Origin of the sequence: Ulvibacterium sp., from assembly GCF_028285715.1 — a bacterium.
Lineage (GTDB): Bacteria > Bacteroidota > Bacteroidia > Flavobacteriales > Flavobacteriaceae > Ulvibacterium.
This window is the reverse complement of the sequence record NZ_JANQOO010000010.1, coordinates 376,626-389,561: the sequence shown is the minus strand read 5'-3', so window position 1 is coordinate 389,561 and position 12,936 is coordinate 376,626. Positions and strand designations below refer to the sequence as shown.

General features: G+C 43.1%; 10 protein-coding genes and 1 tRNA gene. 6 read left to right on the top strand and 5 right to left on the bottom strand.

The window, feature by feature from the left end; all coding sequences use genetic code 11:
- Nucleotides 1–178: 178 nt before the first annotated feature.
- On the bottom strand, nt 179–853 hold the full coding sequence (locus tag Q0993_RS05000; RefSeq protein ID WP_299530255.1) for an SCO family protein: 675 nt from the start codon (nt 851–853) through the stop codon (nt 179–181).
- Nucleotides 854–1,015: 162 nt separating this feature from the next.
- Between Q0993_RS05000 and rseP the strand changes: the two genes are divergently transcribed.
- Together rseP and Q0993_RS04990 are read left to right on the top strand one after the other, a co-directional pair.
- Nucleotides 1,016–2,371: an RIP metalloprotease RseP gene (gene rseP / locus Q0993_RS04995; protein ID WP_299530253.1), complete on the top strand. Its 1,356-nt coding sequence runs from the start codon at nt 1,016–1,018 to the stop codon at nt 2,369–2,371.
- 78 nt (nt 2,372–2,449) lie between these two features.
- Nucleotides 2,450–2,523, top strand: a tRNA-Asn gene (locus tag Q0993_RS04990).
- Nucleotides 2,524–2,769: 246 nt separating this feature from the next.
- Here Q0993_RS04990 and Q0993_RS04985 read toward each other — a convergent pair.
- The gene (locus tag Q0993_RS04985; RefSeq protein ID WP_299530251.1) at nt 2,770–4,608 is read right to left on the bottom strand and encodes a CocE/NonD family hydrolase; all 1,839 of its coding nucleotides are present in this window, start codon (nt 4,606–4,608) and stop codon (nt 2,770–2,772) included.
- 325 nt (nt 4,609–4,933) lie between these two features.
- On the opposite strand from Q0993_RS04985, the gene Q0993_RS04980 reads away from it, so the two are divergent.
- The 4 genes from Q0993_RS04980 to cobC are packed head-to-tail and all read left to right on the top strand — an operon-like array spanning nt 4,934 to nt 7,815.
- The gene (locus tag Q0993_RS04980) at nt 4,934–5,437 is read left to right on the top strand and encodes a bifunctional adenosylcobinamide kinase/adenosylcobinamide-phosphate guanylyltransferase (RefSeq protein ID WP_299530249.1); all 504 of its coding nucleotides are present in this window, start codon (nt 4,934–4,936) and stop codon (nt 5,435–5,437) included.
- 13 nt (nt 5,438–5,450) lie between these two features.
- The gene (gene cobT, locus Q0993_RS04975) at nt 5,451–6,512 is read left to right on the top strand and encodes a nicotinate-nucleotide--dimethylbenzimidazole phosphoribosyltransferase (protein ID WP_299530247.1); all 1,062 of its coding nucleotides are present in this window, start codon (nt 5,451–5,453) and stop codon (nt 6,510–6,512) included.
- Nucleotides 6,509–7,294 carry an adenosylcobinamide-GDP ribazoletransferase gene (locus Q0993_RS04970; protein WP_299530245.1) on the top strand — a complete coding sequence of 262 codons (786 nt, stop codon included), beginning with the start codon at nt 6,509–6,511 and terminating at the stop codon, nt 7,292–7,294. Before cobT ends, Q0993_RS04970 begins: the two co-directional genes overlap by 4 nt.
- Nucleotides 7,295–7,314: 20 nt before the next feature.
- Nucleotides 7,315–7,815, top strand: a complete 501-nt coding sequence (cobC, locus tag Q0993_RS04965) for an alpha-ribazole phosphatase family protein (protein ID WP_299530243.1) — start codon at nt 7,315–7,317, stop codon at nt 7,813–7,815.
- A gap of 204 nt (nt 7,816–8,019) precedes the next feature.
- Here cobC and Q0993_RS04960 read toward each other — a convergent pair whose 3' ends face one another.
- From Q0993_RS04960 to Q0993_RS04950, 3 genes are all read right to left on the bottom strand, one after another.
- Nucleotides 8,020–8,829, bottom strand: coding sequence for a CPBP family intramembrane glutamic endopeptidase (locus Q0993_RS04960; RefSeq protein ID WP_299530241.1), 810 nt, complete (start codon nt 8,827–8,829; stop codon nt 8,020–8,022).
- Between the two features lie 304 nt (nt 8,830–9,133).
- Entirely contained in the window at nt 9,134–9,373 is a 240-nt protein-coding gene (locus tag Q0993_RS04955) for an AraC family transcriptional regulator (RefSeq protein WP_299530239.1), read from the bottom strand.
- 1,263 nt (nt 9,374–10,636) lie between these two features.
- Entirely contained in the window at nt 10,637–12,838 is a 2,202-nt protein-coding gene (locus Q0993_RS04950; protein ID WP_299530237.1) for a DUF5916 domain-containing protein, read from the bottom strand.
- Nucleotides 12,839–12,936: the final 98 nt, after the last annotated feature.

Below are 12,936 nucleotides of genomic sequence, written 5' to 3'. Positions count from 1 at the left end.
TTCATTTTAATTAAGGGCAAATGTAACGTAAATTCTTGGTTTGTTATACCTAAACCCTAAAAAAGAACCAATTTTAGCATAGTTAGTCCTTATAGTGGCTATGTTCAATCAGCCAAAAAACCTTTCTTTGGAATTCAAGGCTCATTAGTGTTCTTATGCGTAAAAGGGATAGCTTGTTTTATTCCAGATAGGAATCTTTTAAGATTTTCAAGTCATTTAGTAGTTTGTCCATTTCCTCAGGGTCCGTACCATCATAAAATCCTCGGATGCGCCTTTCTTTATCCACCAGAATAAAATTTTCGGTATGTATCATATCAAAGGGTCCGCCGTCACCATCCGTTTTAACGGCCAGGTAGGATTTTCGTGCCAGCTCATAGATTTGTTTTTTATCCCCGGTGACCAAGTTCCATTTTTCGTCCAGCACCCCTTTTTCCAGGGCATATCTTTTGAGCTGGGCAACGGAATCAATTTGTGGCGTTACCGAATGGGACAGGAGTAAAATGTCTTCATCTTCCTTAATTTCCTCCTGGATTCCAGCCATGTTTTTGGTCATTATGGGGCAAATGGTAGGACAGGTGGTAAAGAAGAAATCCGCCACGTATATTTTATCCTCGTAATCCGCTTGCGTTATGGTCTTTCCATTTTGGTTCGTCAGCGAAAAATCGGCTATCGTATGGTATTTTCTAACATGGTGTACGGTGCTATCCACCAATTCCGGATTTACCATGGAAGGTTGGTAAACGGGCAAGGTTGTTTTAGGTTGCAGCGCATTGTAAAACAAATAGACGATGATGGCCGAAAGGAAAAGAAGTACTATTCCAAAAAATTTGAACTTGCCAAAAAAATTACCCATCCCAATTTTTTTACAAAGATAGGGCGTGTCCCGAAAGCTTTCAAGGAATAGGGCCCGTCTTCTTCCCAAAACTTTCTTAAATAGAGAGGCCCTTTTCAGCTTTCTTTTTTTTACAGAAGGTAAACACTTACTTTTGTGCGATTGAATAATTAGAAAGTACCCATGAGCCCCATATTGATAAAGACCATTCAGTTTTTTTTAAGCCTGTCCATTTTGATTGTACTGCACGAGTTGGGACACTTTATACCGGCCAAGCTTTTTAAGACACGTGTTGAAAAATTCTATCTGTTTTTTGATGTCAAGTTTTCCCTTTTCAAAAAGAAGATCGGGGAAACCGTTTATGGCATCGGGTGGTTGCCTTTGGGTGGTTATGTAAAGATTTCAGGCATGATCGATGAAAGCATGGATACGGAGACCATGAAGGAGGAGCCCAAACCGTGGGAGTTTCGAAGTAAGCCGGCTTGGCAACGTTTGATCATTATGTTGGGCGGGGTTACGGTAAACTTTGTGTTGGCCGTGCTAATTTATATTGGTATGGCCTATGCCTATGGCGATCAATACGTACCCATGAAGAGCCTAAAGGATGGCATAGCGGTAATTGAACCGGAAATAGGGGATGAAATAGGTATCCGTACCGGGGATAAAATTATTGCCGTGGACGGAAACGAAATTGAGGAATTTGGGAGTGTTTTTATGGAAATTGTCAACGGCAATTCGATTACCATTGAGAGGGACGGACAGCGGATGGAAAAGGAAATCCCAGTGGATTTTATCGCAACGCTCTTGGAGGATGAAGACAGGATTCGGTTTTTAAGTTATAGGTTGCCCTTTGTAATCGGGCAGGTACCCAAGGAATCCCATAACCTGGATGCCGGATTTAAGCAACTGGACGAAGTCGTTGCCGTAAATGGAAATCCTGTGGCCTATAGGGACCAAATCATTCCCTATCTAGAGGCGAATACGGGAGGAAACCTTGACCTGACCGTTAAACGGGAGGATGGCACTACCGAAATCATTTCTGCCAAAGTAAATGAAGCGGGCAAACTGGGCGTTGCCTTAGGAGGTCTTACCATGGAAGAATTGGCGGATAGGGGTCTTTTTGAGATCGAGACCAAAAAGTATTCCTTTCTTGAGGCCATCCCAGCTGGAATAGACAAGGGCGTTACCACCCTTTCAGGTTATGTTAAACAACTTAAGAAGATTTTCAATCCGGAAACCGGTGCCTATAAAGGAGTAGGTGGCTTTGCCGCAATCGGGGGGCTATTCCCAAGCACTTGGAACTGGCCGGCCTTTTGGAATACCACAGCCTTTATTTCCATAATACTGGCGTTTATGAATATATTGCCCATACCTGCATTGGATGGGGGCCATGTGACATTTTTGTTGTATGAGATGGTTACCGGGAGAAAACCCAGTGACAAATTTTTGGAATACGCCCAAATGGTCGGATTCTTTTTGTTGATCGCTTTATTGTTGTTTGCCAATGGCAATGATGTGTACAAATGGCTTTTTAAATAGTGAGGCTGTTTTTATTGGGGGCAATAAAAAAAACGATTATATTTGCACCCGCTAAATAGATAATTTAGTGGCAAATATTCCTCCTTAGCTCAGTTGGTTAGAGCATCTGACTGTTAATCAGAGGGTCCTTGGTTCGAGCCCAAGAGGGGGAGCAGAGCGAGACCGAAAAGCTGCACGAATGTGTGGCTTTTTTGCGTTTGCGCCTTGGGCGAGAAGCCCGGCTGACTTTTTCGGGCAGATTTACCCTGAGCGTACCTGTCTGCAGACAGGCACCGCCGAAGGAAGCCCAAGAGGGGGGCAAAGCAGAACCAAAGCCATACCGTTTCCAAGCAGCCCTTCCACAAAGGGAAGGGTCATTTTCATTTCAGTATTTTTCTCACGTGGTCCCAACCCATGCTTTAAAATCCGGGAACAAGCGGTAATACGATATGACTGGGTCGCTTTCCACCGTGGTGGATGATCTGTTGGGCAACGCGGACTTCTTCATCTTCCCCGAGGGGTTTGCCGGTATTGGGATTACGGTCAAATTGCGGAAAGTTACTGGAAGTAATGTCTACCCGGATACGGTGCCCGGGCTGAAATACGTTCGCGGTTCCTGTCATTTCAATTTCGAATTCGTAAACCTGGTTTGGGGTAAGCAGGTTTATTTTGTCCAAGCCATCCTTAAAGCGGGCCCGTAGGATACCCTCCGATACGGGGTAGGCACCACCATCCGGATACACATCCACAAGTTTGATCATCCAGTCAGTATCCGGCCCGTCAGTAGCGGCGTGCAACTTCATGGTAATCGGGCCGGCCACGGTTACCGGTGCCGTCAGGAAATCCGAGGTATAGACCAAAACGTCGTTTCTACGTTCAATAATCCGTTGATCTCTCGGTCCGGTAACGGTCGGGGTGCCACAACAATTATTCCCCCCATAGGTCTTTACGGGTAGGTTGGGATCGTAGGTATAATTATCGGTACCGGCGCTTTTGGGTTTATCGAAGGTAAGCTTACCGGAGCCCCGCAGGCTGTTGGCAGGTCTGTCTCCGGTAAGGTACAGCTCCTTGTATTGTGTTCCAGGGATAGGCCAGTCCTTTTCCTCCCGCCAGGAATTTTCGCCCATATAAAATATTTTTACCGGTAGTTCCTTATCCAGCCCGTTGTCGATTCCTTTTAGGTGAAAATCATAATAGCGAAGCTCTTCCTCAAAAATATCGATATAGGCATGATCCCCGAATTCCAGGTCTCCAAATCGGGTTCCGGGACCGTGGCCCCAGGGTCCGACGAGCAACTTGGTACCGGCTCGGGCGGCTTCTGTTCCACCGTATTTTTTCATTCCCGTATACCCGTTCAAGGTGCCCATAAGGAATATATCAAACCAGCCTCCGGTGTTATAGGCAGGTACCATCACCTTATCAAAACGCTCTTCATCACTGATGGCCTTCCAATAGCTGTCATAACTCTCATGGGCCAGCCAATCCCGGTAATGTTGCACCGCATAACCTGCACTCTGCAAGTCGCCATTTTTCAGGGGGAGATGCATCAAGATATTTTCATATTTTAATTCCTCGGGCGTAAAATCGGAGGTGTGCCAAATCTGGGGCAACATGATACGGTTGGGCATACGTACAGCACCCCATCCAAAATTAAAACTTAGCCGAAAGGCGCCTCCCATGGTAATCCAGTTGGCATACAGGTTGGTCGACGCTACGGAGGGGAAGATGGCATCCAAGCTGGGAGGGCTCTGACTGGCCGCGGCCCATTGGTTATGTCCTAAGTAAGAACCGCCTTGCATGGCAATCTTTCCATTCGAAAAATCCTGTTTTGCAATCCACTCGATAGTATCGTAGCCATCTTTGGCCTCATCTCGGAAAGGCTCCCATTTTCCCTCGCTTTCGTAACGCCCCCGTACATCCTGTACGATTGCGACGTAGCCCCGCTGTGCAAATTTCATCATCCGCTCATGGTGAACCCCAATGCGTTGCAAACCATAGGGACTGCGGGTTACTATGACCGCATACTTTCCTGGTTTGGTGGGACGATAAATATCGGCATAGAGGAGGGTTCCGTCCCGCATTGGTACCGGAACCTGCCGAACAAGTCGGATTTCGTTCAACACAGGACGGGGCTCTTCCGCGGCGACCGAACCAGTCTGGGAGGCCCCCAAACAACAAAAGAACAAAATAACAAGAAGGAAAAGGTTTTTTACAAGGGACCTATTGCCAAAAAAGGGGAAAGTTTTTAGTGGTAACATTTGATTTTATTTAACGGGTAAATTTTATGTGAAACAGATTGCATTGCCATAGTTATCGGTTGCTAAAGAAGAAGACGCTCTCAGCCATTAGTTTGGCGATTGAACACCTTAAAACCGCTCACGTATGAGCGTATGTAGTAAAGATACTATAGAAAAAGTTATTTGGAATCATTGCCGACTTTGATTTCAATCTTCGTTATGAAGCGACCATAAATTGGGAATAAAGGAAAATTCGGTGAAATCCCTTTTTAAATGTTCGTAATTTGTATCATTTTTGGGGTATCAACCGTAGTTGTTCCTTACGATTACTTTAAATTTTACAGTTTTGATTTATTACATATCCGGGGGCGAAAGATCAGGGAAAAGTCGTTATGCCATGGAATTGGCACTGGGATTATCCGAAAACCCAGTCTACTTGGCCACTTCCCGTAAATGGGACGCTGATTTTGAGAAACGGGTAGAGCGCCATAAAAATGAAAGGGACGAACGTTGGGAGACCTGGGAAGTGGAGAAACTAATAGGTAAGTTGGATATATCCGGACGAGTGGTTGTCTTGGATTGTATCACCTTATGGCTGACCAATTGGTTTATGGATTTGGAGCAGGATATCGATGCCTGCATGAAACAAGGCAAGCAAGAATTGAAGCAATTGTTTGGACAGGAGGGAACCCTTATTATTATTTCAAATGAGATTGGTATGGGGGGACATGCCGAAAGCCATATCGGTAGAAAATTTACAGAATTACAAGGTTGGATGAATCAATTTGTCGCAAAAAGTGCCGATAAGGCGGTATTTATGGTATCGGGTTTGCCCCTTCAACTCAAATAAATTTACTTTACGCATGACGGACAAATTTCAAAAATCCATAGTGCCTGTACCAACTGATCTCGATTCCCAGATATGGGATAAGTTGAATCATAAGACAAAACCGCCCGGCTCTTTGGGCAAACTAGAACGTCTTGCCTTTCAAATAGCCCGTTTACAAGGAACACTCACTCCCTCGTTGAAGGAACCTATAGTAATGGTTTTCGCGGGTGATCATGGAATTGCGAAATCAGGTTTGGTCAATCCATATCCTCAGGAAGTTACCTATCAAATGGTGATGAATTTTTTAGGTAAGGGAGCGGCCATAAATACGATGTCCGGGGTAGCGGGAATGCAGGTGGTCGTGGTGGACGCAGGCGTGAACCACAATTTTGAACCAGATCTCCCCATGGTACATGCTAAAATGGGCTTGGGTACGGCAGATTATAGATTAGGGCCCGCCATGAGTCTTGTGGCTTGTCATACCGCCATGCAAAAAGGAGCGGACATTGTTGCCGATACCTTATCAAAAGGTACAAATGTAATCGGCTTTGGAGAAATGGGAATAGGCAATACCTCCTCAGCATCACTGATTATGAGCACACTTTGCAACATCCCATTATCCGATTGCGTAGGCAAAGGTACGGGCGCTACAGGTGATTTCTTGGCACAAAAGCTCAAAACATTGCAAAACGCGCAAAAATTCCATGGGCTTACTGCTGGAGAAGATGCCGACCAGGTCCTGGCAACATTCGGAGGTTTTGAGATTGCCCAAATGGTCGGGGGCATGTTGGAAGCGGCATCCAAACGTTGCCTTGTATTGGTGGATGGTTTTATTTCAACGGCCGCTTTTTTAGTGGCGCATAGCATGGCGCCGGAAATTGGGGATTTTGCGGTTTTCACACACCATTCGGAGGAATTGGGCCACACCAAGGCGCTGGCTTTTTTAAAGGCAAATCCATTATTGGAATTGCAAATGAGACTCGGTGAAGGGACGGGCTGTGCTGCGGCCTACCCTTTAGTACGGATGTCCGTATCGGTATTGAATGAAATGGCCAGTTTCGATTCGGCAGGAGTAACCGGAAAATCGGACGAATGAAGGAAGAACTGAAGATTTTTTTAACGGCAGTTATGTTTTACACCCGCATTCCTTGTCCCTCATGGGTAGATCACAGCCCAGACTACATTAATAAATCGGTGCGGTACTTTCCCTTGATCGGATGGATCGTTGGTACAGTTTCCGGGCTTGGTCTAGTGTTGGGCAATTGGCTTATAGGCCCATGGTTCGCTGCATTTTTTTGTATTGCAATCTCCGTATGGCTCACAGGAGCTTTTCATGAAGATGGGTTTGCGGATGTATGTGATGGATTTGGGGGCGGATGGACCAAAGATCAGATTCTTAAGATAATGAAAGACAGCAGGGTAGGGACCTACGCGGTTGTGGGTCTCCTTCTCCTATTCTTACTCAAAGGGACACTCTTGGTAAAAGTATCTGGCCAATATGATTATATTCATCTCTTGCTCATCATAATCAACGGACATACAATCAGTAGGGTAATGGCCGCCATGGTAATATTCACACATCAGTACGTTCGGGAAGACGGTTCGAGTAAGGCAAAGCCCGTGGCACAGTCCTATTCCCCAACCAATGTGGTACTCGTGCTTATTTTTGGATTGCTGCCTACGGCAGTAATTGCATTACTCATGGGGCAGTTGTGGTGGTGTTTTGTTCCCATAGTACTCTACTTGGTCAAAATATACCTTAGCAACATTTTCCAAAAGAAAATTGGCGGCTATACGGGTGATTGCCTTGGGGCAACGCAACAGGTTGTAGAAGTAGTTTATTACTTCCTTATTGTTTTGGCATGGAAATTTATTTAGTTCGGCATACCACGCCAGATATGGCTAAAGGGATATGTTACGGCCAATCGGATATTCCTTTGGCGGAGACTTTCTTGGAAGAATCCAAGAGTGTATTGGCCCAACTACCCGATACGGTTGATGTAATTTATACCAGTCCTCTAAAAAGGTGCCTTGCATTGGCAAAACGGATATCCCACCAAAAATTGGAGAAAAGTCCGAACCTAATGGAAATGGATTTTGGTGATTGGGAGCTGAAGCCTTGGGACCAGGTACCCAAACAGGAGCTAAATCCTTGGATGGAAGATTTTGTCAACTATCAAGTTCCGAATGGTGAATCAATGCAGATGCTTGCCCATCGTGTTAACCAATGGTATAAAGCCCTATTGGCAACACATTCCAAAAAAGTGATCGTGGTGACCCATGCAGGGCCTATCCGTATACTTTTGTCCAGAGCATACCAAACCCCTCTAGAGGAGGCTTTTGAGCGGTATCAAGTTGGTTATGGTGAGGTGATTCCCATAGGAAAAACACTGGGCTAGTATGGACCTAGCGTTGTGTGCATTGAAATTTAGGATTGCGGTATTTTTCCACCGCTTTGGAATGGGTTCATCAAATGTTCGATTTTCGGTACTGTCCAAAATTTGAAATTTTAGTACTTTATTTATAGTGAGATAGTTTATAATTTCGACCATGTCCAAATGGAGCAATAATCACAGTTTTTCTTTTTGTGATTATTTTACTTTTTAAGACAACTTTTCTCTCCTATAGACAATACAAACCCCGGCAATCGCTAAACCCATTACAAATATATAAGCGCCCATACCAATATTGTTAACATACGAGTCATATCCCTTTTCAACTATTACTTCCCATATTCCCGGTCTGCCTTTAAACCCAAATGCCCAATTTCCAAAATTAAATGCAATATGAAGCCCTAAGGGTAAAGCCAATCCTTTTGTTTTTAATGCCGCTAAACCAAATAAAATTGCTCCGGTGCCAGCGCCTATTATTGCGTTTTGCCATGTATTTCCAGAAACTAAATGTTCCAGACTAAAGATTGTGGTCATAATGACCAATGCTAAAAAAGGAGTCAAGGAATAGCCTAAGCTTCTTAAAAAATAGGAGCGGAAAACCAATTCTTCTCTGAATCCTGCCAATATAAATAAGAGCAAGGTTAACGCTATTTCGGCTATAGTTATTTCGGGAACGAGGTTTAATCGAAAATGACCAAAACTTAATGCTATCATTACTTGCATGATTGCTATTAATAAACCGATACCAAAGCCAATAGAAAAACGTGGAGCACTCTTTTTACCAGGAACAATTCCCACGTCATTTGGCTTAAGTTTTTCCCAACGGGTAAATAGTAAAACCAGAAAGAAGGTTAAGATTGTTGCAGAAAGCATTAGTAATTGCTTAGCCATTCTTTCAGGTGCATTTTCTGTAAGAATTGAGCTAAGTATATAAACAACCAGAGTACAAGCAAAGAAAAGAATTACTCTAGCCAAGGTGTAATACCTTCCCTTTTTTTTATTTGTTCCCTTTATCGTCATAAAGCATTTATTAGTTGTTTTTTTAGATTACTGTTTTCAAAAGATCATTGTCAAAAAAACAGTGTAAAGGATTTCAGGTTAAACTATGATTATTACGCAACTAGGCGAAGACAATACTCCTATCAATGCATACTTCCAGTTTTTGTTTTTCATCTTGTACTAACTTTAAAGGAGTCATAGAGAGAATAGGTTTGGTAAGAGTTGTACTGACTTTTATTATCTTGAAGTATCCCATGAAAATTGTTTGCCCTAAATGAAATGATAATAAATACTACTTGCGCTTCAAATGGGAATATGAGACCTATTATTTCTTTAGGTAAGTGGTTGGGTTCTCCCCAGTGAACTTTTTGAAGGCCCTATTAAATGTAGCTTTGGAATTAAAACCCGACTCCATGGCAATTCCCAGATAGTTAAGATGATCGTATTTAGGATTGTGCATTTTTTTCTTTACTTCATTTACACGTAACTCGTTAATAAAATCATTGAAGGTTTTACCCAGCCCTATATTAATCGTTTGAGACAGGTCATTTATGTTAAGCTCCATTTGATTAGCTAATTTCTTAAGTGTCAACTTTGGATCTAGATAATACTTGTTCTTTGACACTTGCTCAAAAACCTCATTAGGGTCGTAAAGTAGGCTTTTAACTGATTTTCTGGATTTGACTGGTTTGTCGATCTGCTGAATAGAACTGTCAACATGCCATTTATATACAAGGTAATAGATGGTAGTAGAAATCCATGTATATGAGAAATAATATGTTTTTAGATTTGCAAATGGCAGGTCAAAACTTGACAGATATAAGCTAGATGAGATATAGAACAACCAACAAACAAGCATAACTCCACAAATTATATAGAGAGAAATAAGCCAATTGATAGTTTCTTCAGAAATGTTAGAATAGAATCCTTCCAATCCTTTTCGATATGATTTTAAAATACGTATGGATCGAAATATGAAAAAGGAAAAATGAATTGCGGCAGCAATGTCAATGATAAAACTCATTTGATAGTATAACTCTAAATCAATAAATCCCAATTTGGATACCAGCACGAATAGAAAATCAAAGAGGAAAGATGGAATAAAAAGACTAAAATTGAAGGCGGCACGGGAAAACTTTTTATATAGGGTGCTCTGAGTGTAGAGGAGGAGCAGAGGGCCCCAAGCAAACTGAAACAAAAGAGGTATGGGGAAGGCTAACCAAAATACCGGGAAAATCTCCTGAAGAGCTATTTTAATACAGGCCAAGGAAATAGATAGCAGAAGTAAGCTGAATATTAATCGATTTTTACTTTTACCTTTTTTGGTGATAACAGCGAAAAAAATGAGTAACCCATGAATCCCCCCTTGTAGGAAGATGAATTGAAAAGGGTTCAAGGAAATGTTCATGATAGCAACAGTTCATTAGCGGTTAGTATATGGCAATTAGAGCAGCAGTACAAGCCACAAACTTTCAAGGTAGAGCTTTTGTATCAAACAACCGTGCTTTAAGACAGCGAGTTAATGGGACATATTGGGAAGGAGAAGTGGATTCCTAAGAACTGTTCCTTTTCCGAGTCTCAGATTTACACCAGAGGATAGACCCAAAGGGATGTTCGAAACTACACAAGAAAGAACAGTTGTAGACCCTTAAAACGATAGGGATATAAGCTGGTCGTTTAGAGAGGCAAAGGGGGGTGGGCCAAACCAATGCCTGGATGTACAGCTTCCGCTCAATACTTAAATATTTATGGCAATTAAAAATTCACCAAGATGAAATCGAACAAGTTTACATCACTCCTTAAACGATGATTCACGAATTAACCCTATTTACAGCCTAAAATTATACCGCACTTTAAGCAACACCTGTTGGTTTTGGAGCGCCCAAGGTTGGTTGATGTTGTTTATGGTGTTGTAGTTATAGACCAAAAACACATCACCTAAAGGTGAGAAAATCCAGTGAATTCTGGCATTTAAACCTAGTATACGACTATCCGTATCATATTGCAGATAACTGTTTATTTGCAAATTTGAGGTTATGTTAAAGCGAACCCGAAGTCCTGCCAGAGTCTGATCAAAATTTCCAAAAGGCAGTCGTGCGCGGTTATGCAAACCATTGAATTCGAACGCAAGTAAGGCACTTGGATTCCAATTGAGGGTCAGTTCAAATTCGTCCAAATTACCCTCATAAAAGCTGCCGAACCACCACGTAGCCTGCCCGCTTAATCTGCGTTTACGGGCAAATTCGCCCTCAAGACGATAACGCATAAAATTATACTCGCCTATGGGAATGGTAACTCCCTCCGCAATTTGAAAGGGTTCCAATATATTTTCGCCAACGGGTCTAATATTTGCTTCAATTCGGTCACCGCTTTCAAGTCTCCAGTTGATAGGGGCCGTAAACACGCTATACGATTGCCAAGGTCCTGAAATCGTGTTGATATAGGTCACAAAAAATTGATGAAACATTTGTCGCAACCAAGGGGTTTTGGGTCGTGGTGCAAAGGTTCCCCCAAGGCGATAGAAATTCACTCCCCTTCTAGGAACAAAACCCAAAGAGGGGTCAAATTGTTCGCCTATTCGGGCATAGGTTGCGGCCACATCCCAGAGGTCGTTCGGGTAGTCAATTTTAAATCCGGCTGCCGAACGGTCACCTGTTAGGTCTTCCCGGTCTGTAAACAGCGCCCATCCACCGATTAAAAAGTTTTTGTCGCCTTTAAAACTTGTGGTTTGAAAGGTGAAATCGCCTCCGGTCATCCAACTGCCGTCTCGAGCCAAGGGGTCGCCAGCCGTGGCTATCAAACCAACCGAACTTTCTTTGAGTACATTACGGCGAACTCTAAAAACACCCATATTGGTCGCTTCAAAGTTCTCATCTTCCAATACAAAATCATTCGTTCTTATACCCAAGCCCCCAAATGCGGTTTTACCAATTCGACCATTCAATTTGGTTCCACCGACCACTGGTATTTGCTCATTGTTGCGCAAACCAATTCGGCGACTAAAAAAGGGGAGCACTGTACTAGTGCCGGTGCCAAACCCAAACTCAAAAATGTCGGAGCCTTCTAAAAAAAAGGTTCTCTTTTCAGGAAAGAATAAAGGGAACCGTGTTAAATTGGTTTGCCGGGTATCGACCTCGGTCTCACCGAAATCGGTATTGACCGTAAACGTGGCCAGAACATTTGGGCCAATGCGTTGATTGGCATCGAAACTAATCTCCGGATTTAGTTTCATAGCCCCATCTGGCCCTAATTGATTGGCGTTGGCTATGAGCGAAGGGCGAATGTTGGTGCCTATGCCATAATTAAACTCAGGTAGTCCGGTGACCAATCCTGCGCGACTGGTCTGGGCAATCCATTGATCACGTTTGACGTTTGCCCAGCGAATGGTCTCTTGATTGCGCTGTATTCTTCGTTCCACATTAAATCCCCATTCCGATAGGCCTTTTTTGAAAGCAATACTTTGAATAGGAATCACTATTTCCAATGTCCAACCCTTTTCCGTAATCTGTGTTTTGGCATCCCAAACGGCATCCCAATCTTCATTCTCACTTTCACCACGGTCCGATACTAAGGCATCATAACGCGCGGCCAGCGCATTTACAGCGAAGATGTAGCCCGATTGTCCATCCAAAAAAGGATCGATTACCACTTTTACATGGTCTTCCTCTGAAATATCGGCATCCCGAAGTTTGGAAAATCGAACAATTCCTTCGGGATTGGTATCGTTGCAAGTCACTCCGATAACTACAGTCCTAGCATCGGCTATGACTTGGACCAAGGTTGATTGTGAGGGTGTACCCCCTTCCTGGGGAACCGTAGTTTTTAAATTGGTGAGCACAGGTGCATTTTTCCAGTCATCTTCGTTTAAGGCCCCATCAAAATTTAAGGATTCCGTCAAATTTCCAGAAGCAAATTCAGGTCGTTCAATAGCTTGGCCAAAACCAAGTTGCAGAAAACCCAGTAACAGGATTAGAGCCCATATATATCGGGAGATGGAACGGAAAATTGAAAGGTTACTTTTGATGCGCACGTTTTGGATTCAATTAATACGGGTAACTAAATCACTCGTGAAGATAGTCTAATGATTTTTGTAGCATAGCAGAACGTGTTTAGTTTATTGCGGTTCTA

Coding starts and splice junctions, on each gene's coding strand:
- Q0993_RS05000 (WP_299530255.1), bottom strand. CDS start 853: ATGGGTAATTTTTTTGGCAAGTTCAAATTTTTTGGAATAGTACTTCTT.
- rseP (WP_299530253.1), top strand. CDS start 1,016: ATGAGCCCCATATTGATAAAGACCATTCAGTTTTTTTTAAGCCTGTCC.
- Q0993_RS04985 (WP_299530251.1), bottom strand. CDS start 4,608: ATGTTACCACTAAAAACTTTCCCCTTTTTTGGCAATAGGTCCCTTGTA.
- cobT (WP_299530247.1), top strand. CDS start 5,451: ATGACGGACAAATTTCAAAAATCCATAGTGCCTGTACCAACTGATCTC.
- Q0993_RS04970 (WP_299530245.1), top strand. CDS start 6,509: ATGAAGGAAGAACTGAAGATTTTTTTAACGGCAGTTATGTTTTACACC.
- cobC (WP_299530243.1), top strand. CDS start 7,315: ATGGCTAAAGGGATATGTTACGGCCAATCGGATATTCCTTTGGCGGAG.
- Q0993_RS04960 (WP_299530241.1), bottom strand. CDS start 8,829: ATGACGATAAAGGGAACAAATAAAAAAAAGGGAAGGTATTACACCTTG.
- Q0993_RS04955 (WP_299530239.1), bottom strand. CDS start 9,373: ATGGAGCTTAACATAAATGACCTGTCTCAAACGATTAATATAGGGCTG.